This is a genomic window from Bradyrhizobium sp. 44, assembly GCF_023073095.1.
GTDB lineage: Bacteria > Pseudomonadota > Alphaproteobacteria > Rhizobiales > Xanthobacteraceae > Bradyrhizobium.
The window spans coordinates 805,529-831,393 of the sequence record NZ_JADPIY010000016.1; the positions used below are offsets into that span (position 1 = coordinate 805,529).

The following is a 25,865-nucleotide window of genomic DNA, read 5'->3' on the forward strand; positions in this document are numbered from 1 at the left end:
GCGGACCGCTTGGCGGCCTCTTGCAATCTCGATCGTGCAGGAGGAACAATGTACGGACTGAAAGGTTTGATGCTGGCGCGAGGGAATTGACATGCGGCGGCTCGCTAGCCTGGTTCGACGGTTCTTCGGCCCGCGAGTGCGGCGTCCGATCGATGATGATCCAAGTCTTCCTTTCACACCCGAAGAGTTCGGCCGGCTGATCCGCAGCGGCCGGCACGAGGACATGAAGCTGCTGGCCGAAGGGCTCGCGTGCCGGACCGTTCCGCGCCGCACCAGACATCGCGCCGCGCACTAGACCGGGGTCGAGACGGGTTGCTGCGCTCATCTCGTGAGCGCGACCTCTCTGAACGCGGTCAGCAGTGCCTTTTCCAGCTTTCCACTCATTCCGCAGAGAATGTTATAAGCCTCTGCCCGCGGCATCGTCGGCTTGTAGTGCCGGTGCTCGATCAGGGCAGCGAAGATGTCCGCGATCGTCAGGATGCGCACGACATCACCGATGTTCCCGGCGCAAAGCGCATCCGGGTAGCCGCTGCCGTCGAGAAATTCGTGATGATGCCGCACGGCATCAAGGATCTCTGGCGAGATATTGTCGTGGTCTTTCAGAAAATCGTAGCCCGCCACCGGGTGCGTCTCGATTATGGCACGTTCCTCCGGATCGAGACGGCCGGGCTTGTCGAGGATGGCAAGCGGAATCCGGGCCTTGCCGATGTCGTGGAACATGGCCGCCGTGTATAGCCGCTCCAGATCTGGCCTGCCGACGCCAAGGCTCAGGCCGAAGTCGATGGCGACGCCGGTGACGAGGAGGCAATGCTGATAGGTCCCCTCGTGATGGCGCCGCACCGTGGTGAGCCACTCCGACAAGCCATGCTGGGTGATGCGATCGGCGATCTGGCGGCCGGCTTCCTTCGTGCCGTCGACGTCGACAGGCTCGCCGAGCGTGACGGCCGTGAACATCGACGCGATGGCGATCGCCGCGGTCTCGACCGCGTTGTCCGGCTGCGGCGCGTGACCTGAGGAACCAGACGCCTCTTCGGCGGGATGAGCCAGCGCTGCCAGCAGCTTGATCTTGTCGATCGTCCCGGGAAGGACGAGCGTGGCCCCGAGCGCGTAGGCTTGCGAGATACTCATATGAGAGGAGTGCTCGACCAGGAAGATGCGTTTCGTTGCCTTCGCGAGCTTTACGGCTCGTTTCTTGATGGCCGCAATGGTGCGGACCTCACGCAATTCCGCACGGATCACGATCGCGAACGGCACCTCGGACAGCTTGGCTTCCGCGTCGAGCCGTTCGCCTGCGACGGCAAACTGCTGCTCGAGAATCGAACAGACGCTCGACAATTTGTCCGAGGAATCAGCCAGCACATGCACGAACCGGCGTGCCGCTTCCTTCTCTCGGATGCCGCCGTCGCCTTTGACGGGGCGGGATATAATTCGCGCGTTCTGCACGGTTGACCTGAATCATGCTGGAGTTAATCGGGGCTGATGAATCCTTGGGGCTATTTGCTCTGAGCGGCAGTCTGCGCGGCGGCTGCCGGTTTCCTCTTTGCGTCTGCGGTGACGAAGTGCACGCCGGCGGTGGTGCCGTCGATCCAGACCAATTCGCAGCGCCGGTAAGCGAGCCCCGTCGACGATAGCAGCAGGAAGAATTCCTTTGCCCGCAGCACGTCGAGCGTGCCCTCAACTTCGATCTTCGCACCGCTTTGCGATATGTCGAGCAGAACGCAACTGCGCCGCCACGTGCCGTCCGAGCCCATCAGATTGACCGGCTGCTTGTGATCCATTTTTACGCGCTGCGCTTTGCGACCGTCGAACTTCATCGGTTAACCACCATCTTCGAGCCGCGATCTACCGGATCGCGCGTGTTGGCGCTTGCTGCTATTTCTCCCCATCGCACTGCCCATTGGCTGGTGGACAGAAGCAGCGTCTCGAAGATGCGTTGCGCGCGCTCGCGCTCGGCAAAAGAGAGCCTTTTCCCGCCGCGGTTGCTCAGGATGGTAAGGGTGGTCTGCCAGTTCAGCCGCGAAGCCCGGCACGCCATGACCAGCCCTTCGCAATCGTCGTCGCTCACGACACGCTCGATGATCTCGAGCGGCGCCCCTGAAAGCACCGACAGCGCCGTGAACAAATTAGCCGTTTCGCCGCGGATCGCAAAACGGTTCACCGTGGAATCGTTGAGCTTGCCGATGCGGTTGAGGACGACGATCTCCGGCCTCGCGCTTGCGTAGTCGGCCCTGCAAGGCCGCTTTGGCGGAGCCGGCTCCGCTTCCGGCACCGGCGCCGCGGCGGGCGGGTTGGGTGTGGCCGGTGCCTTCCGGGCTGGTGGGGCGGAGAGCAGCTTGCGTACGACTAGGTCGGGCGTGCCGGGCCGGAGCACCAGCGCCTTCGCGATCTCGCCGTCCTGGTCAGCCTTGGCAATCAGCGCTGCATAGGCTGCGTCGGAGAATTTCGTTCCCGGGTTCTTGATCAGGGCAAGGCAGATCGCGCCGCCGTGCTTGATCAGCGCCTCGGTCACGGTCGGCGCGATCTCGCTGCGGGCTGTGATCGCGCGTCGATGTCGCTCGCCACGGGAGTCAATGACAGCCTCGAGGTCCGCCGCGGAGAGTGCCTGCGATTTGAGCAGGACCGGACACGCCACGTCGGGATCGTCGTGTGAGGCCAGACGCCACAATGTTTCGGGAGGCGCCACGTCAAGCTCGGCGAGCGCCGTGCTGAGCTGAACCAGCGCGATGGCATCGACCCGTTCCGTCAAGCGCAGCAGAACACCGTCGACCACGTTGACGAGCAATTCCCGGCACTGGTCGTGGCTGCCAATGAGCAGCTGCACCATGCCGGAGAGAATGCGGTCGCAACGCTCCGCCGGGCACGTTGCGACCGTCTCTTCGAATTCAGCGAGAATATCAGCAGGCGAATTTGCCATCATGGCAGGGGCCTGACTCAAAATTGATTTTGACTATCGAACAGCGCTCATTCCGCTCGACAGAGGTTAATATGAAATGTTGCTTTCGATCGTTTGGGTATTGGTGCACCGCTGACACGGCAGGAAACGCTATCGAAAATTGGCGAGATTTGATGCGCCGGGTTGTACTTGGACTTCGACGCTCGCCAACTGGTCGGCATAGTTCGAAGTGATTCTTTCAGACTGAGGGGACACCGGAACGGGAAGTTGGGTCGGCATTGTCGCCGGACGCGCGTTTGTTGCGACGCGAAGTTTCACATTGCCATGAACAGAACTGATGATGCGCCGACGCTGGCGCCAAAGGTATTTCGCTTCACCGACGTCGATGAATTTCGAAATGCCATACGGGGCCTGAACTTCGAGTTCACGCCATTCGTACGAAGGATTTCGGCCGAGCAGATTATTCTGTCGCTGCCCGGCTGCGACGTGAATTTGACGCGGGCATTTCCGCGGGTCGTCGACGCACAACTCGTCGAGAATTGCACCGCGATCGGATTCACGATGGACGACTTGGACGTGCCCGTTCGATTCAACGGCACGCGGCGCACACGACCCGTCATCGTCATCGGCAGCGGCGGCGCGGCCTACACCACCGTCGAGGAGGTTCAGCGGGAAATCGCCTCGGTGGTGTTCAGGCCGGAGGTGACGGATCGCGGCTGGCCACAAGCAGCCCTCTGCTTCAAGATCTTCGAAACGACCGCCGCGGGCTTGAACCGGCTCCGCGTTGTGGTTCGGGAGGTGTTGGCAGCCGCGTCGGAGCCGGTCGACGCGCCCGACGTGCCGCTGAAGGCGGCCGCCATGAAGGAGACCCTGCTCGGCGCCGTGGACGTAATTTTCCAAAATATGGGTCCCGCGCGATGGACCCTGCATCCCAATGACGAGCGGAACTTCAAGGTCTTTCAGGACATCCGCGCGCTGCTTTCCGACGACCTCTCGCAGCCCATCTACAGCGCCGAGATCGCGCGCAAGCTCGGCCTGCCGGTTCGCACCATGCACGACGTCGTCCGCCGCTATCGCGGCATGAGCCTGCACCGCTATCTACGCCTGCGGCGGCTGTGGCTGGTGCGCCAGCGGCTGCTCGCCGGTGCCGACAGCGTCAAGGCCGTCGCGCTGGCGTTCGGGTTCTGGCATTTCGGCGACTTCTCCAGAAGCTATCGCGATCAGTTCGGCGAGACACCGTCGCAAACGCTCGAGCACGGACGGCGAACCTAGCGCGTCAAAACGTTGAGGCCGGCTTGCTGATACGTGCTATACTACCGCCCATGAGCAATCGCATCCTCGTCCTCTACGGTTCCTACCGTTCCGACCGCATGGGCATCCGCCTTGCGAATTTCGTCATCGATCGCCTGCGCGCCCGCGGCGACGACGCCGTGTTCATCGATGCCAAGGCGATCGGCCTGCCGATGCTCGATCGCATGTACAAGGAATATCCCAAGGGCTCCGCACCCGAGGCGCTGGAGAAGCTGGCCGGAGAGATCCGCGGCGCGGACGGTTTCGTCTTCGTCACTGGCGAATACAATTGGGGCATCCAGCCGGGCCTGAAAAATCTCACCGACCACTTCCTCGAGGAGTGGTTCTGGCGTCCGGCCGCGATCGTGAGCTATTCGGCCGGCCGCCTGTCCGGCGCGCGTGCCTCGACCGCCTGGCATGGCACGTTGTCGGAGATGGGCATGGTGGTGGTGTCGAGCACCATCGGCGTCGGCCCGATCGCACAGACGCTGTCGGAAGCTGGCGAACCGATCGGCGAGGGCGGCAAAGCGCTCGAACGTTCATTCCCGCGCTTCGCCGACGATCTCGCCTGGTGGATCGAGGCCGCCAAGGCGCAGCGGGCGCGCAAGGCACCGCCTTACTGACGGTCCCGGACTACGAAGCTGCGCGTTTGCCGCGCTTACGCGGCCCTGACCTCACCGAGGAAACGGTCGAACTGTCCGGCGAGATCGCGTGACTGAGTCGAGAGCTGCTCGGCGGCGCCCAGCACCTCTCTTGCGGCCGTGCCGGTATGGTCGGCGGCGCGCTGCACGCCTGAGATGTTGGTGTTGACCTCCTGGGTGCCGCGCGCGGCCTCCTGGACGCTGCGGGCGATCTCCTTGGTCGCCGAGCCCTGTTCCTCGATCGCGGCCGCAATGGCGGTGCCGATCTGGTCGATCTCGCCGATGACGTCGGCAACGTTGCGGATCGCGGTCACGGTCTCGTCGCTCGCGGCCTGGATCGCCGAAATCTGCTCGGAGATTTCGGTGGTGGCCTTGGCGGTTTGGCCGGCCAGCGATTTCACTTCGGCAGCAACCACCGCAAAACCGCGGCCGGCGTCGCCGGCGCGGGCGGCCTCGATGGTCGCGTTGAGCGCCAGCAAATTGGTCTGCTCAGCGATGCTCTGGATCAGCGTGACGACGTCGCCGATCTTCTGTGCGCCCTCGGCCAGCGCTCGGGCGGTGTCGCCGGTGCGGCGGGCGTTGTCGACGGCGCGGGCCGCGATCTCGGTAGACTGGGCCACTTGACGGCCGATCTCCGAGATCGAAGAGGTCAGCTCTTCGGTGGCGCTCGCGACGGTCTGGACGTTGCTCGATGTCTGCTGTGAGGCGGCGGCAACGACCGCGGCCTGGCTGTTGGTCTGGGCCGCCGTCGAGGTCATCGACTGCGCCGTGCTTTCCATGGTGGATGACGCGCGGGACAGTCCGCCGACGAGCTCGGTGACCTTGGCTTCGAACGCGCGGGTGATCCCGTCGAGCGCCTGTGCGCGGCGCATCTTGCCGTCGTTCTCGGCCTGCTTCTCCGCCGCAAGGCTGTCGGCCCGGATCATGTTGTCCTTGAACACCCGGACGGCCGCGGCCATGGCACCGATTTCATCGGAACGCTCGGCGCCGGGAATCTCTTCCGCAACCTCGCCATCGGCAAGCCGCGACATCCGGGTCGTCAGGTTGACGATCGGGGCGCAGACGCGGCGGCGGACCGTGACGATGAGGCCGGCGCTGGCGATCAGCACGGCGAGGAGGCCCGCGAGTGCGATGGTGAAGCTGGTATGGGCGGCCGTGGATGCACCGGCGAGAATCTGCTCCGCGTTGTCGTAGAAGGCATCGCGGACGTCGATGATGGTGCTGAGGCCGCGCTGCGTGGCGGTGTAATAGGTGTCCATGTCGTGTTCGTACTTGCCGCTGACCGCACCCTCCTTCACCAGCTTGAGCTCGCGGCCGAACTCGTCGATATAGATCGCGTTGAATTTCTCCAGTGCGGCGGCAACGTTCGCCGGCGTTGCGGGATTGCCGCGCAACTCCAGCAGCGACATCACGATCTGGTCGTTGCGGCCCTGCGAGCGGCTGATCTCGGCCTTCTCGGTATCGGTCGCCGGCTTTTTGCCCCCGACGAGATTCTTGTGCAGGCTGGAGTTGAAGCCGCCCACGTCGCGCAATGTCATGGCGATGTTGGCGTAGCTGGCCTGCCGGTAGGCATCGCCGTTGAGGATCGCCATGCGGCGGACCTGCTCGTTGAGCAGCGCGGTCACGCCGGCGTTGAGCACGGCGTTGTCGGCGACGATCTTCTTGGCCGCGTCCTTGCGCGCCTCCGGCGGGCCCGACATCGCCTTGTCGATGGCCTCGCGCAGCGCGGTGAACTTCGAATTGACGGCGTCGATGTTGCCGCCGGTGGTGTTGCCGTCGTCGAACGGGCCGGGCAGGTCCTTGCGCAGCGCGTTCATCCTGTCGCGGGCGGCATCGGTCTGCTTGCGCAGCTTGTCCTGCTCGGCAAGCAGCGCCGGGTCGACGGCGGGAGGGCCATAGAGGATGTTGGTAGAAAAGCCGCGCTCGGGATTGAGGTAGCGTGGGATGTCGCTGACGGCGCGAACGATCGCCAGCCGCCCCTGGGCCTCGGTGATCCGCTCCATGGTCTGGTATTTCGTCACGGCGACGTAGACGGCGAGGCCGCCGCCCACTGTCGAGAGCGAGACGATGGCGGTGGTCAGGAGCGTACCGATTTTCATGATTCTGTCCGGCAACTGGCGCGGGAAATTATTGCACGGACCATAGGCAGGCGATCTTAATCCCGGGTTTACGCTGGTGGCCGCGGCAGCCGCGCGCTGAGTCTGTCCGTCTAGGCGTAGGTCGCGCTTACGGTTCCGAGCGGACCGAAATCGGCGACGTAAGTCTCGCCCCGCTTCGGCCGCAGCATGCCCGTCAGCGTTCCGGTGGAGATGGTCTGGCCGGCCTTGAGGCCGATGCCGGTTCGTGACAGCTCATTGGCGAGCCAGGCGAGCGGCACCAGCGGATGATCGATCGCCTCTGCAGCGCTGCCGCGGCGCCTCTCGGCGTCGTTGCAGTTCAGGACGACCTCCTGATTGGCAATGTCGCGTTTGCGCCAGTCCGCGATGGGCTCTCCAAGCACGATCGTTCCCGATCCGGAGCCGTCGGCCATGATTGCGGGCATCGGGGGAAACGCCGCGTCGTGGACGAAGCGGCATTCGGCGAGCTCGATGCCGGGATGCAGCGAAGCGACCGCATCGCCGACCTCTTCCACCGTATAGGGCTTCGCGCGCGGCGGCAGGTCGGCGCCGAGCCGGGCCTGGTACTCGACCTCCGGAATCGGACTACATTGTTTGACGTGTTCCACGCTCGCGGGCGAGGTCTTGATCAGTGGCGCGAACACCCGCCCATAGATCGGCGTGGAAATGCCAAGCTGGCGCTGGAGCCCGGGCTTCATGCCGGCGATCTTCCAGCCGACGACGTCCCAGCCCAATTCTTCTTCCACCATCTGCGCGATGCGGTACGCCGTGTCGGCATCCGGCGGCACCAGCCGCTGCTCGAGGCCGCTTTGCTGCCGGCCCTCGCGGCGCAAATCGGCGAGATGGCGGGCGAGTTCGCGTTGTCGGGAGAGATTCATCGGTGCGTCTCCATTCTATCCTGGTGTGCGGGCGAGGGCGGAGGACAGGACCGTCTCCAGCTCCTCTTGCACCTGATCGAGCGCGTCGGCGCTGCGATTTGCACGGCACATTGCGACCGTGCCTTCGATCGAGGCGACGACCAGCGTTGCAAGCCGCTCCGCGCGTTCGGCGGCCACTCCCTCGCGCAGGAGGGCTGAGCGCATGATCTGTCGCCAATCGGCGAACACGCCGTCGGCAAGATCGAGCAGGTGCTGCTGCGCCGTCTCGTCGTCCCTGTCGGAGGCTTCTCCGACATAGCGGTCGACGGCGACCGCGAGCACGGGGCAGCCGGCCTCGAAGCCGGTCGCTTCCAGCTGGCGGCGCCACGATGCGACGAAAGCTCGCAAGCCACCGATCACGCCGCGTTCGTTCATGGCCCTCTCCAGGGGAATGGACACCTGCTTGCCGGCAAAGGTTACGGCCTCGGCGATCATCTGCTGCTTGCCGCCGGGGAAGTGGTGACTGATCGAGCCGCGTGGCGTCGCCGCATGGCGGACGACGTCGCGCATGCTGGTGGCGTTGACGCCGCGCCGGCTCATCAGGTCGGCGGCGCCGGCGATCATCTTGTCGCGCGTGGTGGTCATCGGAACTTCCGCAATTGGCTGTGCTTTATCTAAACTATGACGATTGACATAGGCAAGCGGCACTGCGATATGACGTGCGTCATAGTCGCAGAAAGGAATAGGTTGACCATCATCACCGTGACCGCACCTGCCGGCCGGCTCGGTCTGGCGCAGCGCCGCTGCCTCGCCGAAAGCCTGACCGACGCCGTGCTCGCGCCCGAGATCGGCCAGCATGCGCCGGCGGCGCGAATGGGCTTTCAGGTGCATTTCCATGACCTGCCAGCCGACTGCATGGCGATTGGCGGCCGGCTCCTGTCGGACCAGGAAACGCCGCGCGACGTGATGACCGTCAATATCGCGGTGATGAACGCAGCCTGGCCTGCCGAGGTGCGAGCGGAGGTGATCCGCAATGTGCTGGCGCGGCTTGCGGAGGCCTGCGGCATGCAGGCGCCTGCGCCAACCTGGTGGGTCAATTTCGAGATCATCGAGGAGGGAAGCTGGGGATCGCGCGGCGGCGTGCTCTCGATCCTCCAACTCCTGGATTCCGGTGTGTTCACGCCGCAGCGGATCGAGGCTATCCGCGCGGCAATTCAGCCGCCGGCCTGATTTGCCCACCGACTATCCGGAGAGAAGCGAAATGAGCGAAGGTCAGATCCGCACCGAGGTGCACGGCCATGTCTTCAAGATCATCATCGACAACGCCGCGAAGAAGAACGCGTTCACGCCGGCGATGATGGAGCAATTGTCCGATGCGCTGACTGAGCTGCACGACAACGATGCCTATCGCGTCGGCGTGGTTTGCGCCGAGGGCGGGGATTTCACCGCCGGTCTGGACATGCCGAAATTCTTCGGCCCGACTGCGGAGAAGCGCAATATCAGGGAAGGCAATGTCGATCCGCTCGGCCTTGCCAAGCGCTGCCGCAAGCCTGTTATCACCGCCGTGCAGGGCATCGTGTTCACGATCGGCATCGAGCTGATGCTCGCCGGCGACATCGTGGTCGCCGCCGAGGATGCGCGCTTCTGCCAGATGGAGTCCAAGCGCGGCATTGCGCCGCTCGGGGGCGCGCATTTCCGCTTTTTGTCGCGCGCCGGCTGGGGTGACGCGATGTATCATTTGTTCCTCTGCGACGAGTTTTCAGCCGAGCGCGCCCACACAATCGGTCTCGTCCAGGAGGTCGTGCCGGCGGGAGAGCAGGTCGAGCGGGCGATGGCGCTCGCCGCCATCATCGCGCGCAATGCCCCGCTCGGCATCCAGGTCACCAAGGAAGCCGCGGCCAAATATATCGAAGGCGGCGAGGCGGCGGCGATCGCCTATATCCCGATAATCCGCGATCGCGTGCTTGCAAGCGCCGACGCGAAGGAGGGCATTCAGTCCTTCATCGAGCGTCGCGCGGCCGTCTTTCAGGGGCGCTGATCCGACGCGCTATGTCGGCCGATCCAGCTTCGACAGGATCTCCAGCGTAGCGCCGTCGCGCTCGCCGGAAAAATATTTGGCGAGCGCCTCGTCGAAAACGGGCTCATTGGACACCGCGTCGAACAGCGTCATCGACGACCGGAATTTGGCGTCATCGGGCGCGCCGAGGATGGCGTTGATGGTTCGACCCTCGATGGCAAGCACGAGGCGGGTGCATTCGATCAGGCGCGGACCGAGGATGGGGTGGGCGAGATAGGCCTTGGCCTCGGCGCGGGAGGCGATGGCGTAGCGCTGCGACATGGCGCTGAAGCCGAGGCCGGCGACCTGGGGAAAGACGAACCACATCCAGTGGCTCTGCTTTTGGCCCCGGGTCAGCTCCCCCTGGATGTCGCGGTAGACCGGGTCTTGGGCCCGGACAAAGCGTTTGAGGTCGAAAGGATCGGTCATTGGATACCTTAGGATACCTGGAATGGCTTGCCGGAGCCTTGCCGGCCGCGATTATGCCTAACTTTTGGCTCCCAATGTGGTAGCTGGTATAGAATCTCCGGGTGGGGGTGGGTCCCCCCGGGGATCGATTTTGGGGAGCTGATGGTTTCCGACCGGGCACAAGCCGAGAGGCTATTGTCGCGCCGCCGTATTGGGCGAGCCGAGACGATATTGCTGTCTCTGGCCGCTGTCGCGCTGGCACTGGGCGCCGCCGCCTGGGTCGCGGATATCGGCGGTTCGGCCTCGCTGGTCACCGCCGCGCTGCCGCCGTCCAATGCGCCTTCATTCGATGATCGTTTCGCTTCTGCTTCCAGCAGTCCGCCCGCCCGCGAGCTCGGCTTGCGGACGCTGGAGCGCTCCGCGGTGAGTGCAGTCCAGCTCAAATTGCGCGACGCCAAAGCGATGCTTGCCCAGAAGCTCCAAGGCGACGACTGGCGCTCGACCCTGACCGACGACGACCGGCATATGTCGGAGGAGACGAGACAATCGCAGCGTGCTGACGCCATCCCGATGCCGCGCTCGCGCCCGCCCCAGGCCGACATCTCGGCCCAGATCGCCTCGAGCCAGGCTTACGCGGAGACCAACCCAAGGGTCGACAACCGCAACTTCTTCGAAAAATTCACCGACAAGATCAGGCTGGCCTCGCTGACGCCCGACAGTGGCCTGTTCGGCAAGGCGCCGGACCTCGCCGCGCTCGGTTACGATTCGCGCACCGCGGTCTACGACATCTCGGCCAAGGCGCTCTACCTGCCGAGCGGCCTCGCGCTCGAAGCGCATTCCGGCATGGGCGCGCTGATGGACGATCCGGAGCACGTCGACCAGCGGATGGTTGGCGCGACCCCGCCCGCGACCTACGACCTCAAGCCGCGCGAAAAACTGTTTCACGGCGTCCGCGCACTGCGCTTGACGCCTACCGAAGGCACCAGCGCGCTCGGCCGCGTCGGCCTGCTCACCCACAATTACATGCTCGGGCCCCGTGGCGACTCCAACGGTTGCGTGTCGATCAAGGACTATGATCGGTTCATGAAGGCCTACGACAACGGTGAGTTCAACCGTCTGGTCGTGGTGCCCAAGTTGACCCCATCGGCGACCGCCTCGCAGCGCGCGAGCACTGAGTCCTGATATCTGCTCCTGATATTTGCCTGCCGCGGCGGGGCTGCCGTTTTCCCTTCGTTAAGCCGTCATCGTCCAGAAGCAGCCCATGAGTGATCCGCAAAGTTCCGAGACCCCGCTGCGCACGACGTTCAAGATCAAGCTGAACGGCGACACGCTGGCGATCGCGACCGTCGGCCAGGCCTATCAATTCCTCACCAATTTCAAATCGGTCGAGTGGATGGAATTCCGCTCGCTGCACGAAGACGCGGTCGCGGCGCTCGAAGGCGCCGCCGAGAACGCCATGCTCGTCGTGCAGGCGACCAACGCCGTGCGCGCGCTGTTCGTCAGCGCCAAGCTGCTCTGAGAGCGACACGGCAGATATTTGGGGAGATTCCCGGATTGCGCTGCGCTCCATCCGGGCTACCGCTCACGACTTGAATTCCGCTATAGGAACGGCAATAGCTCGCGAAGATCGCGCTCAAGCCGATACATTGAAACGTAGTTCAGGGAGAGACCCATCATGAAACGCCGTGCATTTCTCAAGGGCGGCGCGGTCGCCGGCGCGACGACGCTGGTTGCCGCACCCGCGATCGCGCAAGGCGCGCCCGAGATCAAATGGCGCCTGACGTCGAGCTTCCCGAAGTCGCTGGACACCATCTACGGCACCGCGCAGACGTTTGCGAAATATGTTGCCGAGGCCACCGACAACAAATTCCAGATCCAGACCTTTGCGGCCGGCGAGCTCGTCCCCGGCCTGCAGGCGCTCGATGCGGTCAGCACAGCCTCCGTCGACATGGCGCAGACCCCGCTCTATTTCTACATCGGCAAGGAGCCGGCGCTGGCCTATGCGACCGGCGCGCCGTTCGGCATGAACCATCGTCATCAGGAGTCCTGGTGGCATTTCGGCGGCGGCGCCGACCTCACCAACGAGGCGCTGAAGCCGTTCAAGGCGCATGCCATCCTCTGCGGCAATTCCGGCACCCAGATGGGCGGCTGGTTCCGCAAGGAGATCAAGACCGTCGACGATCTCAAGGGCCTGAAATTCCGCATCGCCGGCATGGGCGGTCATGTGCTGGCGCGGCTCGGCGTGGTCCCGCAACAGATCGCGGGCGGCGACATCTATCCGGCGCTGGAGAAGGGCACGATCGACGCGGTCGAATTCGTCGGCCCCTATGACGACGAAAAGCTCGGCTTCCAGAAGGTCGCAAAATACTATTACTTCCCGGGCTGGTGGGAAGGCGGCGCCATGCTGCACATGATCGTCAACGACGAGAAGTGGGCGTCGCTGCCCAAGCAGTACCAGGCGATCGTCAACCAGGCCGCGTCGGCCGCGGGCGCCTGGATGCTCGAGAAATACGACAGCGTGAATCCGGCGGCGCTGAAGCGGCTGATCGCCAATGGCGCGGAGCTGAAGGCGTTTCCGCAGCCGGTGCTGGAGGCCTGCTACGCTGCGACCCAGGAGCATCTGAACGAGCTCGCCACCAAGAGCGACCTCTTCAAGCGCACCAAGGAAAGCCACGACGCCTACATGAAGGAGCTGCTGTTCTACACGCAGATCGCGGAGAATTTCTACGACAATTATCTGCTCGGCAAGATGCGCAACAAGACCTGATCGCGCAAACGCCCGCGGGTGGGCAAAGGCGCACTTGCGCCGTGCCCACCACTGCTTGCTCGACTCGCCATGGTGGGCACGCTTCGCTTTGCCCACCCTACAGCATCTGTCGTGCGGTGAATTAAGCCGTGCCCAAACCCAGCTTCTCGTAAATGCGCCGTGCATAGGCGCCGAACAGGTCCGTCGTCTTCAGCGGCAGAGCCCGCGGGAAGGGCAGGTCGATCGGGAAATAATCGGCCATCTTCGCCGGGCCGGCGGTCAGCACGGCGCAGTGCGAGGACAGGAATACGGCCTCCTGGATCGAGTGCGTGATGAAGATGATGGTCTTGCCGCTCTCGCGCCAGATCCGCAGCATCTCCAAATTCATCTGCTCGCGCGTCAAGGCGTCGAGCGCGCCGAACGGCTCGTCCATCAGGATCAGTTTCGGGTCGTGAATGAAGGCGCGCGCGATGGCGGTGCGCTGCTGCATGCCGCCTGACAGCTCTCGCGGATATTTCTGCTCATAGCCGGCAAGTCCCACCAGATTGAGCAGATCGCGTGCCCGCTCGCGCGCGGCCTTCATGGGAAGACCGACGATCTCCGCCGGCAGCAGCACGTTGTCCAGGATGGTCCGCCATTTCAGCAGCAGCGCCTGCTGGAACACCATGCCGATGTCGCGGGTCGGATCGAACGGGCTTTTGGCATTGCCGATCTTCACCGTGCCGCCGTCGGCGTCGTGCAGGCCGGCCAAGATCTTCATCACCGTGGTCTTGCCGCAGCCGGATGGCCCGACCAGCGAGACCAGCTCACCCTCCTGCACGTCCATGGTGACGTCGGACACCGCGAGGAATTCGGCTCCGCCGCTACGATAGACCTTGCGGACGCCGTGCAGGCTGATAAAGGGGTTTGAGCTCATGCCAGCCATTTGTTCAAGTTTGCGGCCACGAAGGCATCGTCGCTGAGATCTGAATGCTCGCGAGTGACGCGGTCGATCTCGTCCTTCTGGCCGGGGCTCAGGCCCTCGTTCGGATCGAGGCACCATAGGCCCTGCATCAGGCCCTGCCGTCGCAGCACCTCATGGCAGCCGGCGATGCAACCGTGAAAATCGTTGGCGACGTCGAAGAAGGCGCTGTTGCAATCGGTGACGCGGGCATCGAGCGCGAGCAAATCGGCCGGGACGCTGTCCTTGTGCCGTGCCGCCTTGCAGCGCTCGAATTGCTTGATCGCGCTCGCCGTCCACACCGACCAGTGGCCGAGCAGACCGCCCTTGAAGTAGGTCCGCGTGGTGACGCCGTTGTCGCGCAGATCGAACGGCAGCATCAAATCGAGCAGGATGTGGTCGTCATTGCCGGTATAGATCGCGACGCGGTCGAGCGCGCCGGCCGCCGCGACGCCGCGCAGAACATCAAGGGTCCTGTAGCGGTTGAACGGCGCGATCTTGATCGCGATGACATTGTCGATCGAGGCAAAGCGCTGCCAGAACCGGCTCGACAGGACCACGCCGCCGACTGCCGGCTGAAGATAGAAGCCTACCAGCGGAATTTCGGCTGCGACCGCTGTGCAATGCGCGATGATCTCGTCTTCGGACGCGCTCTTCATCGCAGCGAGACTGAGGAGCCCTGCGTGGTAGCCGATGTCGCGCGCGGTGCGAGCTTCAGTGGTGGCCTGCCTGGTCGGACCGGCGAGGCCCGCGACCAGCGCCAGCGGACGCTTGGTCCAGTTCGCCGCCGTCTCGGCAGCGAGCTCGAGCACGGGCCGATAGAGGCCGACATCGCGGATCGCAAACTGCGTGGTGTGGACGCCGACGGCAAGGCCGCCGGAGCCGGCGTCGATGTAATAGCGCGCCAGCGCGCGCTGGTGCTTCTTGTCGAGCTCGCGTTCGGCGGTAAGCGCGAGGGGATGCGCCGGCAGCACGGTGCCGTCGGCGATCAGCTTGCGGATATCGCTATTGATCTGGCTGTGGTGCATGATGTCCTATCCGAATTCAGGGCCGGCGACGGCGAACGGCATGTCCTCACCCGCGGCAGTGGCGGGGCCGAACCGCATGCGCTGGAACGGCCGTTCGATGCTCCAGCCCGATGCGGTCAATCCTTCAGGGAACGCGGCTTGCGACGCGACGGCATCGAGCAGCAGCGGCCCGGTCTCCGATCGCGTGATGGCATCGACCAGGGCCAGCGCGGCTGCGGCGTCGTCGGCAAACAGCGGGCCGATATGGCGCGCGGTGCGTCCGTCGCGAACCAGCGCGATGGCGCCGTTCGCGGCGACAATGCGTGAGCCGGGACGCTGAGCGAAGTTGGAGAGCAGGGCGGTTCGATCGAGGCCCGTAGCCCGCCGGTCACGCGCGCAGAGCGCGTCGAGCGTCGCAGATGAAGGTGGCTGCGCGGACGCGAACGCGGATTTCACCAGCTTGAGACGGCGCAATTGCAGCGTCGGCGTGAACCCGAGCGGTCCGTAGACGGCAGCACCGTCGGGTGTTGCGTCGAGCCAGCTCGTCAGGCCGTTCCTGCGAGCGGTTTCCAGGCAGGCATCGACGAGGCGCGTTGCAATGCCGCGGCGGCGATGGGTGCCTGATACCAGCACCATGCTGATCCAGGCGTTTTTGCCGGAGTAGGGCAGCAGGGCCGCGGTTGCCACCAGCCGTCTGCCGTCGCGGATGCCAAACACGATTCCATCGTGCAGGAAGATGCGCCAGTCCTCCTCGATCTGGTTCCAGTGTGCTTCCGTCGACAGCACGAGCCCGGCGGTCGCATCGTCGACGCCGAGCTTGATGATGGCCGGATCGTCAGTAGCGTCCATCGCGCACCTCGTATTTGGTGGGCTTGCCGAGGCTCGGCATGGCGCGGGACACCCAATCCGCGGTCCAGGCGATCAGCTGCTCGGTGTCGACGACCGGCAGGCCGAACAGCTCGACGGCCTTGGACGTGTCCGTCAGCCACGCCGTCGGCTGTTCGTTTCCTGTCAGCACCGGCGCGCGGCCGAACCTGGCGCCGAATCGTGCTGCGAGGTCGCGCACCGCCAAGATCTCGTGGCCGCTGACATTGACCGGCGAGGTCGGCGTCGTGCAATGCGCGAGGCAGCGCAGCGCCTGGGACGAGGCATCGCCCTGCCAGATGAAATTGACATGGCCGATGCTGACGTCGATCGGCGTGCCCGTGAGCACTTTCGATGCGATGTCGTGGAGCACGCCATAGCGCATGTCGATCGCGTAGTTGAGGCGGAACAGCCGCCCGGGCGTTCCGAACTTGCGCGAAAAATACTCGAACATGCGCTCGCGGCCGACGCAGGACTGGGCGTACTCGCCGGGCGGGTTCGGCGCCATGTCCTCGCGCGAGCCTTTGCCGTCGACGGGGACGAAGGGATAGATGCAGCCGGTCGAGAACGCCACGATCCGCGACGACGGGAAGGCCTGTGCGACCAGCGCCGGCACGTGCGCATTCATCGCCCAGGTCAGCGAGAGGTCGCCCTCCGCGCCGAATTTGCGGCCGGCCATGAAGACGATGTTGGGCGCCTTCGGCAGCGCCTGAATCGCTGCTTCGTCCATCAAATCGCAATTGATGGTCTCGACGCCACGCGCGTGCAGCCAGTCCTTGACGCCGGCGTCGCTGAAGCGGGCAACGCCGATGATGCGGCGATCGGGTGCTGCGGCTTTGGCGAGCCCCGCCAGCGTCGGCCCCATCTTGCCGGCGACGCCGAGGATCATGATGTCGCCATCAACCCTGGCGAGGTCGTCGACCAATGCCTGCGTCGGCTGGCACAGCAGATCGTCTAGCGCAGCGATATCAGGGATGGTCTTCGGCAGTGTCTGGCGGGTGAGGAGCATGGTTGTGGTCCTTGGTCTTGGCTTTGCCGTTCAAGTCGGTGTTGCGTCACCGACCACGAACATGCGTTCGAGGACGAGCACGAAGCCGTAAAGCGCGACGCCGAGCAGCGTCAGCAGCACGACAGCCATCACCATCGCGGGCGTGTCGAGCGACGACTGCACCTGGATCATGAGGTAGCCGAGCCCGCGCTCGGAGGCGATGAACTCGCCGACGATGGCGCCGGCCACCGCGAGGATGGCGCCGACCTTCATGCCGGAGAAGATGTAAGGCAGCGATCCCGGCAGCTGGATCTTGCGGAACAGCGTCCAGCGCGAGCCGCGCAGCGATTTGACCAGATCGAGCAGATCCGGCTCGACCTCGCGCAAGCCCCGCGCGGTGGTGAGCAGGATCGGAAAGAAACAGATGCTGAAGGCGATCAGGATGTTCGGCACGATGCCGTAGGAGAACCAGACGATGAGGAGCGGGCCGAGCGCGACCTTCGGGATCATGTTCAGCGTCACGAACAGCGGCAGCAGCACGAGGCTGATCAGCGGCGCCCAGCTGAAGATGACGGCCAGCGCCACGCCGACAAATGCGCCGAGCGCAAAGCCGCCGAGGATCTCGATCGCCGTCACCAGCGTATTGGCGCCCCAGGCGTAGCTCGCGGTTCCCAGCGTCTGGATTGTCGCGAGCGGCGAGGGCAGGATGAACTTCGGCACGTGGAAGGCATCGACCAGGACCTGCCAGAGCACGAGCACGGCGAGGTGCACGATCAGGACGATCGCAAAGCTGCGCGTATTGCGGGCGCCGTCTCCTGTCACCGGTTGCTCCCTGTTGCCGCCGGCCACCTTGCCGCCTGGTCTGAAGCCTAACCGTCCTTGAGGGAAGTTTCAACCAGTTGGTTGATTACGGACGGAGCGAATGCAGCACGAGATCGGCGACGTGCCGGCGGCGGGCGCGGCGCGCGGCCCGGCTCGACAGGTCCTTGCCGAAGATCGCCGATAGCGTCGGCGTGTTCGAGAGATAGAAATAGCTGAGGCCCGCGATGGAGATATAGAGCTGGATCGGGTCGATCCCCTTGCGGAACATGCCGGCGCGGACCCCCTCGTGGAGGATGTGGGACACGCTCTTCACCAGCGGCGAATGCATCGCCTCCAGCCGCGTCGAGCCACGGACGTGGCGGGCGCCGCCGCGGTTCTCGTCGTTCAGAAGCACGATGAAATCGGGGTTTGCCGCGAGGTAATCGAACGAGGCCTCGATCAGTTTCCGGATCGCCTTTTCCGGCGGCAGGCCTTCGAGATTGAGCTGGCGCTCCTGCTCGCGGATATCGGCGTAAACCCATTCGAGCACGGCAAGATAGAGCGCGTCCTTGTCGCCGAAATAATGGTAGACGAGCTGCTTGTTGACGCCGGCGCGCTCCGCGATCTCGTCGACGCGGGCACCGGCAAAGCCGTGCCGGGCGAACTCCTCGCGCGCCGCGGTGAGCAGCTTCCTGCGGGTTGCGACCGGGTCGCGCCGCTGCGGCACGGTGTCGCCTGAACGTTTTGCGGGCATTTCCAACCAAACAGTTGACAACTTGAGGGCGGCCTTGTTGCATTGGTATCCTCACAGGGGGAGAGCGACAAGCCGGTCGCGGGCAACGAGGAGAGATGCGATGAAGCGTTTGCAGGCGGCGGGCTCGGCCCTGGCTGTGGCCCTGATGCTCGGATTACCAGTCGTGCCGGCGACCGCGGGCGAGGCGGTCAACCTGATCCTGAACTGGGCACCGACGGCCGATCACTCGCCGTATTATTACGCCAAGGCGCAAGGCTGGTACGAGAAGGCGGGCATCGATCTGACCATCGAGGTCGGCAAGGGCTCCGGCGTCTCCGCCGCCAAGGTCGGCTCCGGGGGCTCGCCCTTCGGCGTCGCTGATCTCGCCACCATGCTGGTGGCGAAGAGCAAGGGGGCTGACGCCGTTGCCGTGATGAGCGTCTACGCCAACACCGGCCAGACCTTCTACTGGCTGAAGAGCTACGGCGTAAACGGGGTGAAGGATTTTGCCGGCCACAAGATCGGCAATCCGCCCGGGGACGCCTCGCGCGTGATGTGGCCGGCCTTCGCAAAGGCTGCAGGGCTTGCCCCCGACTCCGTCGGCTTCGTCAATGTCGGGCCGACGGCGAAGATCGCCGCGCTGAAGAGCCATACCGTAGATATCATCAGCGACTTCTACAACGAGCACGATTTGAAGGTGATCGAGTTCGGAGCCGATCTCGGCTACGTCAACTGGAAGGACATCGGGCTCAATCCTTACGGCAATTCGCTGATCGTCAACGGCGGCTATCTGCAGAAGAACCCGAAGCTGGTCGAGGAGTTCGTCCGCGTCACGCAAAAGGCCTTCGCGACTTGCGTTGCCGACGCCGCGCCCTGCCTGAAGGCGTTGCTCGACCAGGTCTCCGGTCTCGACAAGGAGAACCAGGAGCGCCAGTGGGAGCGCATCAAGTTCCTGATGACGGACGAATTCACGACGACGAAGGCGCTCGGCTGGATCGACGGCGAGCGGATGAAGAAGGACTACGAGCTGGTCCAGACCTATCTCGGCATGGAGAAGCCGTTCGACGTCACGACGGCGTTCACGACCAAGATGCTCGACCCCGCCATCAAGATGGATGCGAGCAAGGTGAAGAAGTAGGAGGCAAGCGCTCGCCCCGCATGTCGCTGTCATGCCCCGCGCAGGCGGGGCATCCAGTACGCCGCCGCCTATCGGTTGACCCACAACCGTCTCGGAATACTGGATCGCCCGCCTTCGCGGGCGATGACAGCAGCGCGTTGGGCGAGAGCGTCTGCCTGACGCTCGCCCAATGCCCGCCGGCTCATCGCGGCCCACCAACATCCCACGTAACCCCACGGAGAAATTAACCGGCCATTAACCATATCGGCGGCATCGTTAACCATTCAATAACAGGGAACGAGTCGGCCGCTATGGAGGCTGCAGTAAAACCTCAACGCCAAATGGTTCGCCTGCGCGGGCGCTCCTATGTGGCCTTCGTGTTCGTGCCGACGGTTCCCATCCAGGACTGGCTGCAGGAGATCGACACCACCATCGCGCGCTCGCCGGGCTTCTTCGCCGGCCGCCCCGTGGTGATCGACCTGTCCTCGGTCGATCTCAGCCAGTCCGGCATCGGCCATCTGCTCACCAGCCTTCAGGACCGCAACATCCGCGTGCTCGGGATCGAGGGCGTGGAGGAGGGCCGGCTGACCCCCATGATGCCGCCGCTGCTGTCGGGCGGGCGGAGCTGCGTGGTCGAGCCGAGTGCGCCCAAGAAGGTTGAGGCAAAGGTCGAGACCAAGCCGACTTCGCTGCTGCTCGAAAGCCCCGTGCGCTCCGGCCAGACCGTGATATTCCCCGAAGGCGACGTCACCATTTTGGGTTCTGTCGGCTCCGGCGCCGAGGTCGTTGCCGGCGGCTCCATTCACATCTACGGCGCGCTGCGCGGCCGTGCCATGGCGGGCGTGAACGGCCACACGAGCGCACGCATCTATTGTCAGAAGATCGAGGCCGAACTGCTTGCAATCGATGGTTTTTACCAGACCGCCGACGATATCGACGCGGCCCTGCGCGGCAAGCCGGCTCAGGCCTGGCTGCAGGGCAACACCATGCGAATTACTGCGCTGAACTGACCAGAAGGAGATTTGAGAAATGGCCAAGGTACTGGTCGTGACGTCAGGCAAGGGGGGCGTCGGCAAGACCACGACGACCGCCGCGCTGGGAGCTGCGCTCGCGCAACGCGGCGAAAAGGTCGTGGTCGTCGATTTCGACGTCGGCTTGCGCAACCTCGACCTCGTGATGGGCGCCGAACGCCGCGTCGTGTTCGACCTCATCAACGTGGTGCAGGGCGTCGCAAAGCTGCCGCAGGCGCTGATCAAGGACAAGCGGCTGGAGAACCTCTGGCTGCTGCCGGCCTCGCAAACCCGCGACAAGGACGCGCTGACCGAAGAGGGCGTGGGCAAGGTCATCGACGATCTGCGCAGCCGTTTCGACTGGGTGATCTGCGACAGCCCTGCCGGCATCGAGCGCGGCGCCTCCATGGCGATGCGCTTTGCCGACGAGGCCGTGATCGTCACCAATCCGGAAGTCTCCTCGGTGCGCGATTCCGATCGCATCATCGGCATGCTCGATTCCAAGACGGTGCGGGCCGAGAAGGGCGAGCGGGTCGAGAAGCACATTCTCATCACCCGCTATGATCCCTCGCGCGCCGCGCGCGGCGAGATGCTAACCATCGAGGACATCCTCGAGATCCTCGCAACGCCCTTGCTCGGCATCATCCCGGAGAGCCAGGACGTGCTGCGCGCCTCCAATGTCGGCACGCCGGTGACGCTGTCGAACGCGGAAGGTGCTCCGGCGCGGGCCTATATCGACGCGGCGCGGCGGCTGTGCGGCGACACCGTGCCGATGCAGGTGCCGACCGAGCGCAAGGGCTTCATGGACCGCCTGCTGCGAAGGAGGGCCGCATGAGCATGGGTTTGCTTCGGCTTCTCCGCGGCAACAAGGCCTCTGCACCCGTCGCGCGCGAACGGTTGCAGATCCTGCTTGCCCATGAACGCGGACTGCGCGGCCAGCCCGATCTGCTCGGTGTGCTGCGTGAGGAAATTCTCGCGGTCGTCTCCAGGCACGTCACGCTGGACCCGACCAAGGTCATCGTCCGGCTCGATCGCGGCGACGAGGTCTCGACCCTCGAGGTCGATATCGAGGTGCCCAACGATTTCGAGCGCAAGCGCGCGGCGGCCGGGTAGGATTTCGGCCGCGACGCTTCGAATTTGGGGTGGGTGAGAAGGCGGTCCGCTGGGTATAGCGGGCCGCCTTTTGCGCGTCGAGTGAACGCTACGGAACGAGGTCCGGGGCTCAATCGTTGTGAACAACCCGCGGCGGCGCGATGCACCGCGGTTTCGTCAAACGGGAGAACGCCCATGATGACCGAGGTCCAGGTCCACACCGTCGCGCGCCAGATGTTGGAACAGCACGGTTTTGCGGCGATCGCGAAGGCCGCGGAACAGGCCAGGGCTTGCGAGGGCCGCGGCGAGGCCGATGAAGCCAAAGAGTGGCGTCACCTCGCCGACGCGATGAAGATCATTCGCGGTCCGCACCAGAGCTGACACTCCCGCGCGTTCAACGCTCCCCGCGGTCGGCGCCCTGCGGCGACGTACGATGCTGCGTCTGCGGCTGGGAGCGCTCGCCCGTTTCCTTGCAGGGCAGCGGCTCCCACGAGCCGTCCGGCGCCTGCTGATAAGCGCTGCACGATGACGGCGAGGTCGATTTGTCCTCACCCTTCTGGGCGTCGGAATTCTTCGCCAGCACGGGCGCAGTCAGGATCGTGGCGACGGCAAACGCCACGGCGAGAAGGACATGGTTGATCCGCATGGGGCTCCCCTGTTCGAGATTCGAGAGAGCCGCATGCTGGCGAGGATTGTGACGATTATTGGCCGAAGCAAAAGTTCCGGCGCGGCGTGCTTAACGCCGCGCGACAACGCTAGCCGCCCTTGCTGCGGATCAGGCCGGCGAGGTTGGTCTTCTGGGCCTCGCACCAGCTGGGCATCCCGAGGCGGCGTTGGTTGAGGTCGGTCGCCTGGGTGGCCACCGCGACCTCGGCCATCAGATCGTCGTCCTGCTTCTCGCCCAATTTGCCGCCGGTGTGCATCCACGCGATTGCCTTGCGGACCTTCTCGGTGGTGCCTTCGGGCAGCTGCATCTGCTCCGCCTTCTGCACCAGATCCTGGTAGACGACGTCGGTGCCGGGACATTCGACCTTGGCGGCGAAGGCCTGCAAGACCAACGTGACATAGGTCGAACGTGGATGGTCGGCCGCTTGGGCCGGCGCCGCCAGCAGCAACAGGGCCGTCATCAGAAAACCAGTGCGCATCCTTGGTACCTCCCCGAATTTTCGGGAAGGCTAGCGGCTGCCGCGCCGCTCCGCAATGGGGATAGCGTGCGGCTGCGAAGACGGCCGGCGGGCTAGCGCCGCCAAGCCGGCACCGGATCGAGCGGCGTGCGATAGACCTCTTTGTGATCGCGGTCGGTGACGCGCACAGCGCAACCCTTGCTTTGCAGCTCGGGCTTCACCTGCGACAGCTCGGTGGCCAGTTGAACGGCGCGATCCGAGGCGACCTCGATGTCTTCGAGGATGATGCCGCCCTGGTTCTTGAACTCTTCACCAACCACGAGATCGAAAGAATAGTAGGGCATCCGAATTCCCCGGTGTGACGAATTGAGCTTCGGGTGGACGTTTCAACACATGACCGATGGTACCACTGAGTCGATGTTTATCGAATGAACGGCGCGCGCAATCTCTGTGCTTATGGCGCAGAAATGATGTGCAGCATTCAAGCGCGTTAAGATTTTATTAAATATGTCGGCGTGATCATGAGGCATGGAATTGCAGCAGAACCGGGCTCCGGGAACCGGCAGCTGCAAGAGAAGGCCGCCGGCATAAATCCCGACGGCCTTTTCTCTTGATCGAAAACGATCGAAGCGCCGCTTCCCGTAGTCATCCGGAGTCAACGCATCATATCGACTCGGACAGCATCGCTGGCGCGACGCTTTCGTGTCATCGCGTGACGATCGTTCAGCGCAGCGGCATTGGCGGGCGTACGACAGGTCCGTCGTCGTCGGCAACGGCTTGCGTCGTCATGGCAGCTGGCGGTGGGACTGCGGCAGCCTGCGAAGGCGGCGGCGGAGCGAGCGGCGCGGGCGAATAAGCCGGCATGTAGGTGTGCGACACGACCGGCTTGGGCTTGCGAACCAGCGGCGCCGCGGGTCGCGGCGGCAGCGCAGACATTTGCGCGCGCGGATCGATGCGCGGCTTGGCATCGGCCACCGGCTTCGGCGCGGGTGGCTTCGCCATCTCGCGTGCCATCTGCTCCTGCCCGGCCTTCAAGTCGGCGATGTTGGCCTTGAGCTGCTCGATCTGTTGCGCCATCGCGGCGAGATCGCGCGTCATCGACTGCACCGATTGTACAGGATCGGATTGTGCTGCCGCGGGCACCGCTGCTGCAAGCTGGGTTGCGGGCGGAGCCGCAGATTGATCGGTTGCTTGATCCGTGGCGGCTTGATCCGTTGCAGCCTGGTCCGCAGGCGCCGCGGCTTGTGCGGCGGCGACCGGTGCCGAGTGCGAGGTCGACGGCAGCAGCGACGACAATGCCGGGGTCCATTCGGCGAGCACCTGTCTTGCGGTGTCGCCATGTTTCTCCCAGGCGACAGTGGCGGCCGCGCTTCCGCCCGCAAACAGCATCGTGACGAACGCGCCGCGCAGCCATTTGCCGGCTGAGGAGCGCTTCTGCCGGCTGAGACCATCACTGGCCGCGACGCGCACGGCGGTGTCGACCGAGGGCGCTGCCGCCTGCGGCTCCACGAGGGGACTGAACTTCGGCTCCGGATTCGTTCTGGACTTCAGCGTGAACGCCGGATCTATCTTGGGCTCCGGACGGGCCGTAATCTCAGGCGCGAGCGCGGGCGCGACGCTGAGAGGGCGCGAGGCCAGCACAATGTCAGGCGAAATCTGGACGGCGTCGTGCGGGTCGTTGTTCGTGACCGTGTCCTTCACGATCTCATCGACGATTTGCCGAGAGTTCAGCGTCGCGAGCATCGCAGCTCCTTTGAAGCCTGGGTGTTTTGAAGCCCAGTTGTTGAGTAGTTGAAGTGTTAGCCGTCCGCATTCGCGCGAGCAGATCCGTGAGGTGAGCCCATCCAATTCCCCGAGGCCCAAGCACATGACGCACGAGTCCAGCCGGGTTTGACCAAAGCAAGGCGAGGGGATGGAGACTGTGCGACGCTCTTGCGCCGTTTGTGGTGATGGAACCCGGTTGATCAAACACGCGCAATTGTTCCGCAATGCCTTGTTTTCAGCACGATTTTGGCAGCATCTGGTGTTGCTGGGGGTGCTGCTATCGCTATCGGGGCCGGCGGTGCCAAGATCCTTATTCGTTCTATTCGTCCTTGCCATGCTTCCGTTGGGCGGCTGCATGCAGACAACGCTTTCGCCATCGACAGATGTGAGCATGACGCCGCGCGACCGGCAGTTGCTGGCGCATACGCCGTACGCGCAGGCGAACGTGCCCGAGCAATATCTCCGTCATATCGTCGATTATCCGCGCAAGGAGCAGCCGGGCACGATCCTGGTCGATACCGATGCGCGCTATCTCTATTTCGTGCTGCCCGAAGGCAAGGCGATCCGCTACGGCGTTGCGGTCGGCGAGGAAGCCATGGCGTTCTCCGGGGTCGCGCGGGTCGGTCGTCTGGCGGAATGGCCGGACTGGGTTCCGACGGCGGACATCCAGGCGCGGCTCGGACCCTATCCGGCGCGCGTGCCCGGCGGTCCCGCCAATCCGCTCGGCGCGCGGGGCATCTATCTGTATGCCGGCAACAAGGACACGCTCTACCGCATCCACGGCACCAACCAGCCGGAATATATCGGGCAGGCGATCTCGTCCGGATGCATCCGGATGCGCAACGAGGACGTGATCGATCTCTATGACCGCGTGAAGCTCAATTCAATGGTCGTGGTGCTGCCGCCCGGACAGAACGCGCAGGTCGAGGCGCGGCCCAGCTGGCGCGGGTGAGGTCGCCCTAGTTCTCGGGACGGGCGATGCGCCATTGCAGCGTCGTGGCATTGCCGTTGGCCTCGCCCGGCGCCTTGTCTGCCGGCGAGGTGTAGAGCGGACGATAACGATATGCCCACATCTTGCTGCCGTCGTTGCGGTTGATCACGGTGAAATCGCCGATCGCCTTGGCATCGGCTGTTGCGGAGAGCGGAATCCAGCTCTCGACGCATTTCCCGTTGCAGTTCGACGTCTTGCCGGTGGTATCGCGCTCGTAATAGTAGAGCGTCATGCCGTTGAGGTCGACGAGCGTGGGGCCCTGCTTGGTCAGGATCACTTTCGCCGGTGAGGTCGCGGGCTTCGGCGGAGGAGGGGCATCGCCGCCGCCATGGCCATTCGCGAGCGCCGGAGCGGCCGAGAGCGCGATCGCCGCCGCCGCAATGAGGAACCTGAACATCCGAAACTCCAGACCGGCAAAGTTAATCG

32 protein-coding genes are annotated in these 25,865 nt (G+C 64.5%); 14 read left to right on the top strand and 18 right to left on the bottom strand.

The features are described from left to right. The first annotated feature begins 91 nt into the window (after window positions 1–91). Window positions 92–295 carry a hypothetical protein gene (locus IVB41_RS20345; RefSeq protein ID WP_018456356.1) on the top strand — a complete coding sequence of 68 codons (204 nt, stop codon included), beginning with the start codon at window positions 92–94 and terminating at the stop codon, window positions 293–295. Window positions 296–321: 26 nt separating this feature from the next. Here IVB41_RS20345 and IVB41_RS20350 read toward each other — a convergent pair whose 3' ends face one another. From IVB41_RS20350 to IVB41_RS20360, 3 genes are read right to left on the bottom strand one after another with little or no spacing between them, the layout of a single operon-like run. Further along, a complete protein-coding gene (locus IVB41_RS20350; protein WP_247434246.1) occupies window positions 322–1,443 on the bottom strand; it encodes an HD domain-containing phosphohydrolase in 1,122 nt (373 codons plus the stop codon). Between the two features lie 50 nt (window positions 1,444–1,493). Beyond that, the gene (locus IVB41_RS20355) at window positions 1,494–1,814 is read right to left on the bottom strand and encodes a PilZ domain-containing protein (RefSeq protein WP_247434249.1); all 321 of its coding nucleotides are present in this window, start codon (window positions 1,812–1,814) and stop codon (window positions 1,494–1,496) included. Beyond that, complete coding sequence (locus IVB41_RS20360; protein ID WP_247434252.1) at window positions 1,811–2,917, bottom strand: DUF2336 domain-containing protein; 1,107 nt, start codon at window positions 2,915–2,917, stop codon at window positions 1,811–1,813. Before IVB41_RS20360 ends, IVB41_RS20355 begins: the two co-directional genes overlap by 4 nt. Window positions 2,918–3,217: 300 nt before the next feature. On the opposite strand from IVB41_RS20360, the gene IVB41_RS20365 reads away from it, so the two are divergent. Together IVB41_RS20365 and IVB41_RS20370 are read left to right on the top strand one after the other, a co-directional pair. Then, a complete protein-coding gene (locus tag IVB41_RS20365; protein ID WP_247434878.1) occupies window positions 3,218–4,165 on the top strand; it encodes a helix-turn-helix domain-containing protein in 948 nt (315 codons plus the stop codon). 50 nt (window positions 4,166–4,215) lie between these two features. Next, window positions 4,216–4,806: an NADPH-dependent FMN reductase gene (locus IVB41_RS20370; protein ID WP_247408527.1), complete on the top strand. Its 591-nt coding sequence runs from the start codon at window positions 4,216–4,218 to the stop codon at window positions 4,804–4,806. A 35-nt stretch (window positions 4,807–4,841) separates the two neighbouring features. Here IVB41_RS20370 and IVB41_RS20375 read toward each other — a convergent pair whose 3' ends face one another. The 3 genes from IVB41_RS20375 to IVB41_RS20385 form a co-directional block, all read right to left on the bottom strand. Next, window positions 4,842–6,923 (bottom strand): methyl-accepting chemotaxis protein, encoded by a 2,082-nt coding sequence (locus tag IVB41_RS20375; protein ID WP_247361354.1) that lies wholly within the window; start codon window positions 6,921–6,923, stop codon window positions 4,842–4,844. Between the two features lie 110 nt (window positions 6,924–7,033). After that, window positions 7,034–7,819 (bottom strand): 2-keto-4-pentenoate hydratase, encoded by a 786-nt coding sequence (locus tag IVB41_RS20380; RefSeq protein WP_247434257.1) that lies wholly within the window; start codon window positions 7,817–7,819, stop codon window positions 7,034–7,036. A gap of 15 nt (window positions 7,820–7,834) precedes the next feature. Continuing rightward, window positions 7,835–8,443: a TetR/AcrR family transcriptional regulator gene (locus tag IVB41_RS20385; RefSeq protein ID WP_247434260.1), complete on the bottom strand. Its 609-nt coding sequence runs from the start codon at window positions 8,441–8,443 to the stop codon at window positions 7,835–7,837. 102 nt (window positions 8,444–8,545) lie between these two features. On the opposite strand from IVB41_RS20385, the gene IVB41_RS20390 reads away from it, so the two are divergent. Together IVB41_RS20390 and IVB41_RS20395 are read left to right on the top strand one after the other, a co-directional pair. Beyond that, entirely contained in the window at window positions 8,546–9,028 is a 483-nt protein-coding gene (locus IVB41_RS20390; RefSeq protein ID WP_247361349.1) for a tautomerase enzyme, read from the top strand. Between the two features lie 31 nt (window positions 9,029–9,059). Further along, window positions 9,060–9,836 (top strand): crotonase/enoyl-CoA hydratase family protein, encoded by a 777-nt coding sequence (locus IVB41_RS20395; RefSeq protein ID WP_247434263.1) that lies wholly within the window; start codon window positions 9,060–9,062, stop codon window positions 9,834–9,836. Between the two features lie 9 nt (window positions 9,837–9,845). On the opposite strand, the gene IVB41_RS20400 is transcribed toward IVB41_RS20395, so the two are convergent. Next, window positions 9,846–10,283 (bottom strand): DUF1810 domain-containing protein, encoded by a 438-nt coding sequence (locus tag IVB41_RS20400; RefSeq protein WP_247434265.1) that lies wholly within the window; start codon window positions 10,281–10,283, stop codon window positions 9,846–9,848. 210 nt (window positions 10,284–10,493) lie between these two features. On the opposite strand from IVB41_RS20400, the gene IVB41_RS20405 reads away from it, so the two are divergent. The 3 genes from IVB41_RS20405 to IVB41_RS20415 all read left to right on the top strand — a co-directional run bounded on the left by IVB41_RS20405 (window position 10,494) and on the right by IVB41_RS20415 (window position 13,029). Continuing rightward, window positions 10,494–11,444 (top strand): DUF2778 domain-containing protein, encoded by a 951-nt coding sequence (locus tag IVB41_RS20405; protein ID WP_247434268.1) that lies wholly within the window; start codon window positions 10,494–10,496, stop codon window positions 11,442–11,444. A gap of 79 nt (window positions 11,445–11,523) precedes the next feature. Continuing rightward, a complete protein-coding gene (locus IVB41_RS20410) occupies window positions 11,524–11,781 on the top strand; it encodes a hypothetical protein (RefSeq protein WP_007609546.1) in 258 nt (85 codons plus the stop codon). A 156-nt stretch (window positions 11,782–11,937) separates the two neighbouring features. Beyond that, window positions 11,938–13,029 (top strand): TRAP transporter substrate-binding protein, encoded by a 1,092-nt coding sequence (locus IVB41_RS20415; protein ID WP_247434271.1) that lies wholly within the window; start codon window positions 11,938–11,940, stop codon window positions 13,027–13,029. Window positions 13,030–13,150: 121 nt separating this feature from the next. Here the strand turns inward: IVB41_RS20415 and IVB41_RS20420 are convergent, their stop codons facing one another. The 6 genes from IVB41_RS20420 to IVB41_RS20445 all read right to left on the bottom strand — a co-directional run bounded on the left by IVB41_RS20420 (window position 13,151) and on the right by IVB41_RS20445 (window position 18,362). Beyond that, the gene (locus tag IVB41_RS20420; RefSeq protein ID WP_247434274.1) at window positions 13,151–13,933 is read right to left on the bottom strand and encodes an ABC transporter ATP-binding protein; all 783 of its coding nucleotides are present in this window, start codon (window positions 13,931–13,933) and stop codon (window positions 13,151–13,153) included. Then, window positions 13,921–14,976 (bottom strand): dihydrodipicolinate synthase family protein, encoded by a 1,056-nt coding sequence (locus IVB41_RS20425; RefSeq protein ID WP_247434276.1) that lies wholly within the window; start codon window positions 14,974–14,976, stop codon window positions 13,921–13,923. The genes IVB41_RS20420 and IVB41_RS20425 overlap by 13 nt, the downstream gene beginning before the upstream one ends. A 6-nt stretch (window positions 14,977–14,982) precedes the next feature. Then, the gene (locus IVB41_RS20430; protein WP_247434279.1) at window positions 14,983–15,804 is read right to left on the bottom strand and encodes a GNAT family N-acetyltransferase; all 822 of its coding nucleotides are present in this window, start codon (window positions 15,802–15,804) and stop codon (window positions 14,983–14,985) included. Beyond that, window positions 15,791–16,828, bottom strand: a complete 1,038-nt coding sequence (locus IVB41_RS20435; RefSeq protein WP_247286291.1) for an NAD(P)-dependent oxidoreductase — start codon at window positions 16,826–16,828, stop codon at window positions 15,791–15,793. The genes IVB41_RS20430 and IVB41_RS20435 overlap by 14 nt, the downstream gene beginning before the upstream one ends. 30 nt (window positions 16,829–16,858) lie before the next feature. Continuing rightward, window positions 16,859–17,629: an ABC transporter permease gene (locus tag IVB41_RS20440; RefSeq protein WP_007609553.1), complete on the bottom strand. Its 771-nt coding sequence runs from the start codon at window positions 17,627–17,629 to the stop codon at window positions 16,859–16,861. Between the two features lie 85 nt (window positions 17,630–17,714). Continuing rightward, window positions 17,715–18,362: a TetR/AcrR family transcriptional regulator gene (locus IVB41_RS20445; RefSeq protein ID WP_027569770.1), complete on the bottom strand. Its 648-nt coding sequence runs from the start codon at window positions 18,360–18,362 to the stop codon at window positions 17,715–17,717. 100 nt (window positions 18,363–18,462) lie between these two features. Here IVB41_RS20445 and IVB41_RS20450 point away from each other — a divergent pair, with 100 nt between their 5' ends. From IVB41_RS20450 to IVB41_RS20470, 5 genes are all read left to right on the top strand, one after another. After that, on the top strand, window positions 18,463–19,479 hold the full coding sequence (locus IVB41_RS20450; RefSeq protein WP_247434282.1) for an ABC transporter substrate-binding protein: 1,017 nt from the start codon (window positions 18,463–18,465) through the stop codon (window positions 19,477–19,479). A gap of 290 nt (window positions 19,480–19,769) precedes the next feature. After that, window positions 19,770–20,468 (top strand): septum site-determining protein MinC, encoded by a 699-nt coding sequence (minC, locus tag IVB41_RS20455; RefSeq protein ID WP_027569772.1) that lies wholly within the window; start codon window positions 19,770–19,772, stop codon window positions 20,466–20,468. 19 nt (window positions 20,469–20,487) lie between these two features. After that, window positions 20,488–21,303: a septum site-determining protein MinD gene (minD, locus tag IVB41_RS20460; protein WP_007591740.1), complete on the top strand. Its 816-nt coding sequence runs from the start codon at window positions 20,488–20,490 to the stop codon at window positions 21,301–21,303. Continuing rightward, complete coding sequence (gene minE / locus IVB41_RS20465; RefSeq protein ID WP_007591739.1) at window positions 21,300–21,581, top strand: cell division topological specificity factor MinE; 282 nt, start codon at window positions 21,300–21,302, stop codon at window positions 21,579–21,581. The genes minD and minE overlap by 4 nt, the downstream gene beginning before the upstream one ends. Window positions 21,582–21,755: 174 nt before the next feature. Then, on the top strand, window positions 21,756–21,941 hold the full coding sequence (locus tag IVB41_RS20470; protein ID WP_027517632.1) for a hypothetical protein: 186 nt from the start codon (window positions 21,756–21,758) through the stop codon (window positions 21,939–21,941). Window positions 21,942–21,954: 13 nt separating this feature from the next. On the opposite strand, the gene IVB41_RS20475 is transcribed toward IVB41_RS20470, so the two are convergent. The 4 genes from IVB41_RS20475 to IVB41_RS20490 form a co-directional block, all read right to left on the bottom strand. Continuing rightward, complete coding sequence (locus IVB41_RS20475; protein ID WP_247434285.1) at window positions 21,955–22,206, bottom strand: hypothetical protein; 252 nt, start codon at window positions 22,204–22,206, stop codon at window positions 21,955–21,957. 109 nt (window positions 22,207–22,315) lie between these two features. Further along, window positions 22,316–22,705 (bottom strand): hypothetical protein, encoded by a 390-nt coding sequence (locus IVB41_RS20480; protein ID WP_027517634.1) that lies wholly within the window; start codon window positions 22,703–22,705, stop codon window positions 22,316–22,318. Between the two features lie 92 nt (window positions 22,706–22,797). Further along, window positions 22,798–23,028, bottom strand: a complete 231-nt coding sequence (locus IVB41_RS20485) for a DUF6894 family protein (RefSeq protein ID WP_007591727.1) — start codon at window positions 23,026–23,028, stop codon at window positions 22,798–22,800. Between the two features lie 379 nt (window positions 23,029–23,407). Continuing rightward, entirely contained in the window at window positions 23,408–24,427 is a 1,020-nt protein-coding gene (locus tag IVB41_RS20490; RefSeq protein WP_247434288.1) for a hypothetical protein, read from the bottom strand. 355 nt (window positions 24,428–24,782) lie between these two features. Between IVB41_RS20490 and IVB41_RS20495 the strand changes: the two genes are divergently transcribed. Next, the gene (locus IVB41_RS20495; RefSeq protein WP_247434291.1) at window positions 24,783–25,400 is read left to right on the top strand and encodes a L,D-transpeptidase; all 618 of its coding nucleotides are present in this window, start codon (window positions 24,783–24,785) and stop codon (window positions 25,398–25,400) included. 7 nt (window positions 25,401–25,407) lie between these two features. On the opposite strand, the gene IVB41_RS20500 is transcribed toward IVB41_RS20495, so the two are convergent. After that, the gene (locus IVB41_RS20500) at window positions 25,408–25,836 is read right to left on the bottom strand and encodes a hypothetical protein (protein ID WP_247286284.1); all 429 of its coding nucleotides are present in this window, start codon (window positions 25,834–25,836) and stop codon (window positions 25,408–25,410) included. Window positions 25,837–25,865 lie beyond the last annotated feature (29 nt).

Coding starts and splice junctions, on each gene's coding strand:
- IVB41_RS20425 (WP_247434276.1), bottom strand. CDS start 14,976: ATGCACCACAGCCAGATCAATAGCGATATCCGCAAGCTGATCGCCGAC.
- IVB41_RS20490 (WP_247434288.1), bottom strand. CDS start 24,427: ATGCTCGCGACGCTGAACTCTCGGCAAATCGTCGATGAGATCGTGAAG.
- IVB41_RS20470 (WP_027517632.1), top strand. CDS start 21,756: ATGATGACCGAGGTCCAGGTCCACACCGTCGCGCGCCAGATGTTGGAA.
- IVB41_RS20485 (WP_007591727.1), bottom strand. CDS start 23,028: ATGCCCTACTATTCTTTCGATCTCGTGGTTGGTGAAGAGTTCAAGAAC.
- IVB41_RS20410 (WP_007609546.1), top strand. CDS start 11,524: ATGAGTGATCCGCAAAGTTCCGAGACCCCGCTGCGCACGACGTTCAAG.
- IVB41_RS20415 (WP_247434271.1), top strand. CDS start 11,938: ATGAAACGCCGTGCATTTCTCAAGGGCGGCGCGGTCGCCGGCGCGACG.
- IVB41_RS20500 (WP_247286284.1), bottom strand. CDS start 25,836: ATGTTCAGGTTCCTCATTGCGGCGGCGGCGATCGCGCTCTCGGCCGCT.
- minC (WP_027569772.1), top strand. CDS start 19,770: ATGGAGGCTGCAGTAAAACCTCAACGCCAAATGGTTCGCCTGCGCGGG.
- IVB41_RS20380 (WP_247434257.1), bottom strand. CDS start 7,819: ATGAATCTCTCCCGACAACGCGAACTCGCCCGCCATCTCGCCGATTTG.
- IVB41_RS20395 (WP_247434263.1), top strand. CDS start 9,060: ATGAGCGAAGGTCAGATCCGCACCGAGGTGCACGGCCATGTCTTCAAG.
- minD (WP_007591740.1), top strand. CDS start 20,488: ATGGCCAAGGTACTGGTCGTGACGTCAGGCAAGGGGGGCGTCGGCAAG.
- IVB41_RS20450 (WP_247434282.1), top strand. CDS start 18,463: ATGAAGCGTTTGCAGGCGGCGGGCTCGGCCCTGGCTGTGGCCCTGATG.
- IVB41_RS20385 (WP_247434260.1), bottom strand. CDS start 8,443: ATGACCACCACGCGCGACAAGATGATCGCCGGCGCCGCCGACCTGATG.
- IVB41_RS20435 (WP_247286291.1), bottom strand. CDS start 16,828: ATGCTCCTCACCCGCCAGACACTGCCGAAGACCATCCCTGATATCGCT.
- IVB41_RS20445 (WP_027569770.1), bottom strand. CDS start 18,362: ATGCCCGCAAAACGTTCAGGCGACACCGTGCCGCAGCGGCGCGACCCG.
- IVB41_RS20355 (WP_247434249.1), bottom strand. CDS start 1,814: ATGAAGTTCGACGGTCGCAAAGCGCAGCGCGTAAAAATGGATCACAAG.
- IVB41_RS20430 (WP_247434279.1), bottom strand. CDS start 15,804: ATGGACGCTACTGACGATCCGGCCATCATCAAGCTCGGCGTCGACGAT.
- IVB41_RS20375 (WP_247361354.1), bottom strand. CDS start 6,923: ATGAAAATCGGTACGCTCCTGACCACCGCCATCGTCTCGCTCTCGACA.
- IVB41_RS20480 (WP_027517634.1), bottom strand. CDS start 22,705: ATGCGCACTGGTTTTCTGATGACGGCCCTGTTGCTGCTGGCGGCGCCG.
- IVB41_RS20360 (WP_247434252.1), bottom strand. CDS start 2,917: ATGATGGCAAATTCGCCTGCTGATATTCTCGCTGAATTCGAAGAGACG.
- IVB41_RS20420 (WP_247434274.1), bottom strand. CDS start 13,933: ATGGCTGGCATGAGCTCAAACCCCTTTATCAGCCTGCACGGCGTCCGC.
- IVB41_RS20400 (WP_247434265.1), bottom strand. CDS start 10,283: ATGACCGATCCTTTCGACCTCAAACGCTTTGTCCGGGCCCAAGACCCG.
- IVB41_RS20475 (WP_247434285.1), bottom strand. CDS start 22,206: ATGCGGATCAACCATGTCCTTCTCGCCGTGGCGTTTGCCGTCGCCACG.
- minE (WP_007591739.1), top strand. CDS start 21,300: ATGAGCATGGGTTTGCTTCGGCTTCTCCGCGGCAACAAGGCCTCTGCA.
- IVB41_RS20370 (WP_247408527.1), top strand. CDS start 4,216: ATGAGCAATCGCATCCTCGTCCTCTACGGTTCCTACCGTTCCGACCGC.
- IVB41_RS20495 (WP_247434291.1), top strand. CDS start 24,783: ATGCTTCCGTTGGGCGGCTGCATGCAGACAACGCTTTCGCCATCGACA.
- IVB41_RS20365 (WP_247434878.1), top strand. CDS start 3,218: ATGAACAGAACTGATGATGCGCCGACGCTGGCGCCAAAGGTATTTCGC.
- IVB41_RS20345 (WP_018456356.1), top strand. CDS start 92: ATGCGGCGGCTCGCTAGCCTGGTTCGACGGTTCTTCGGCCCGCGAGTG.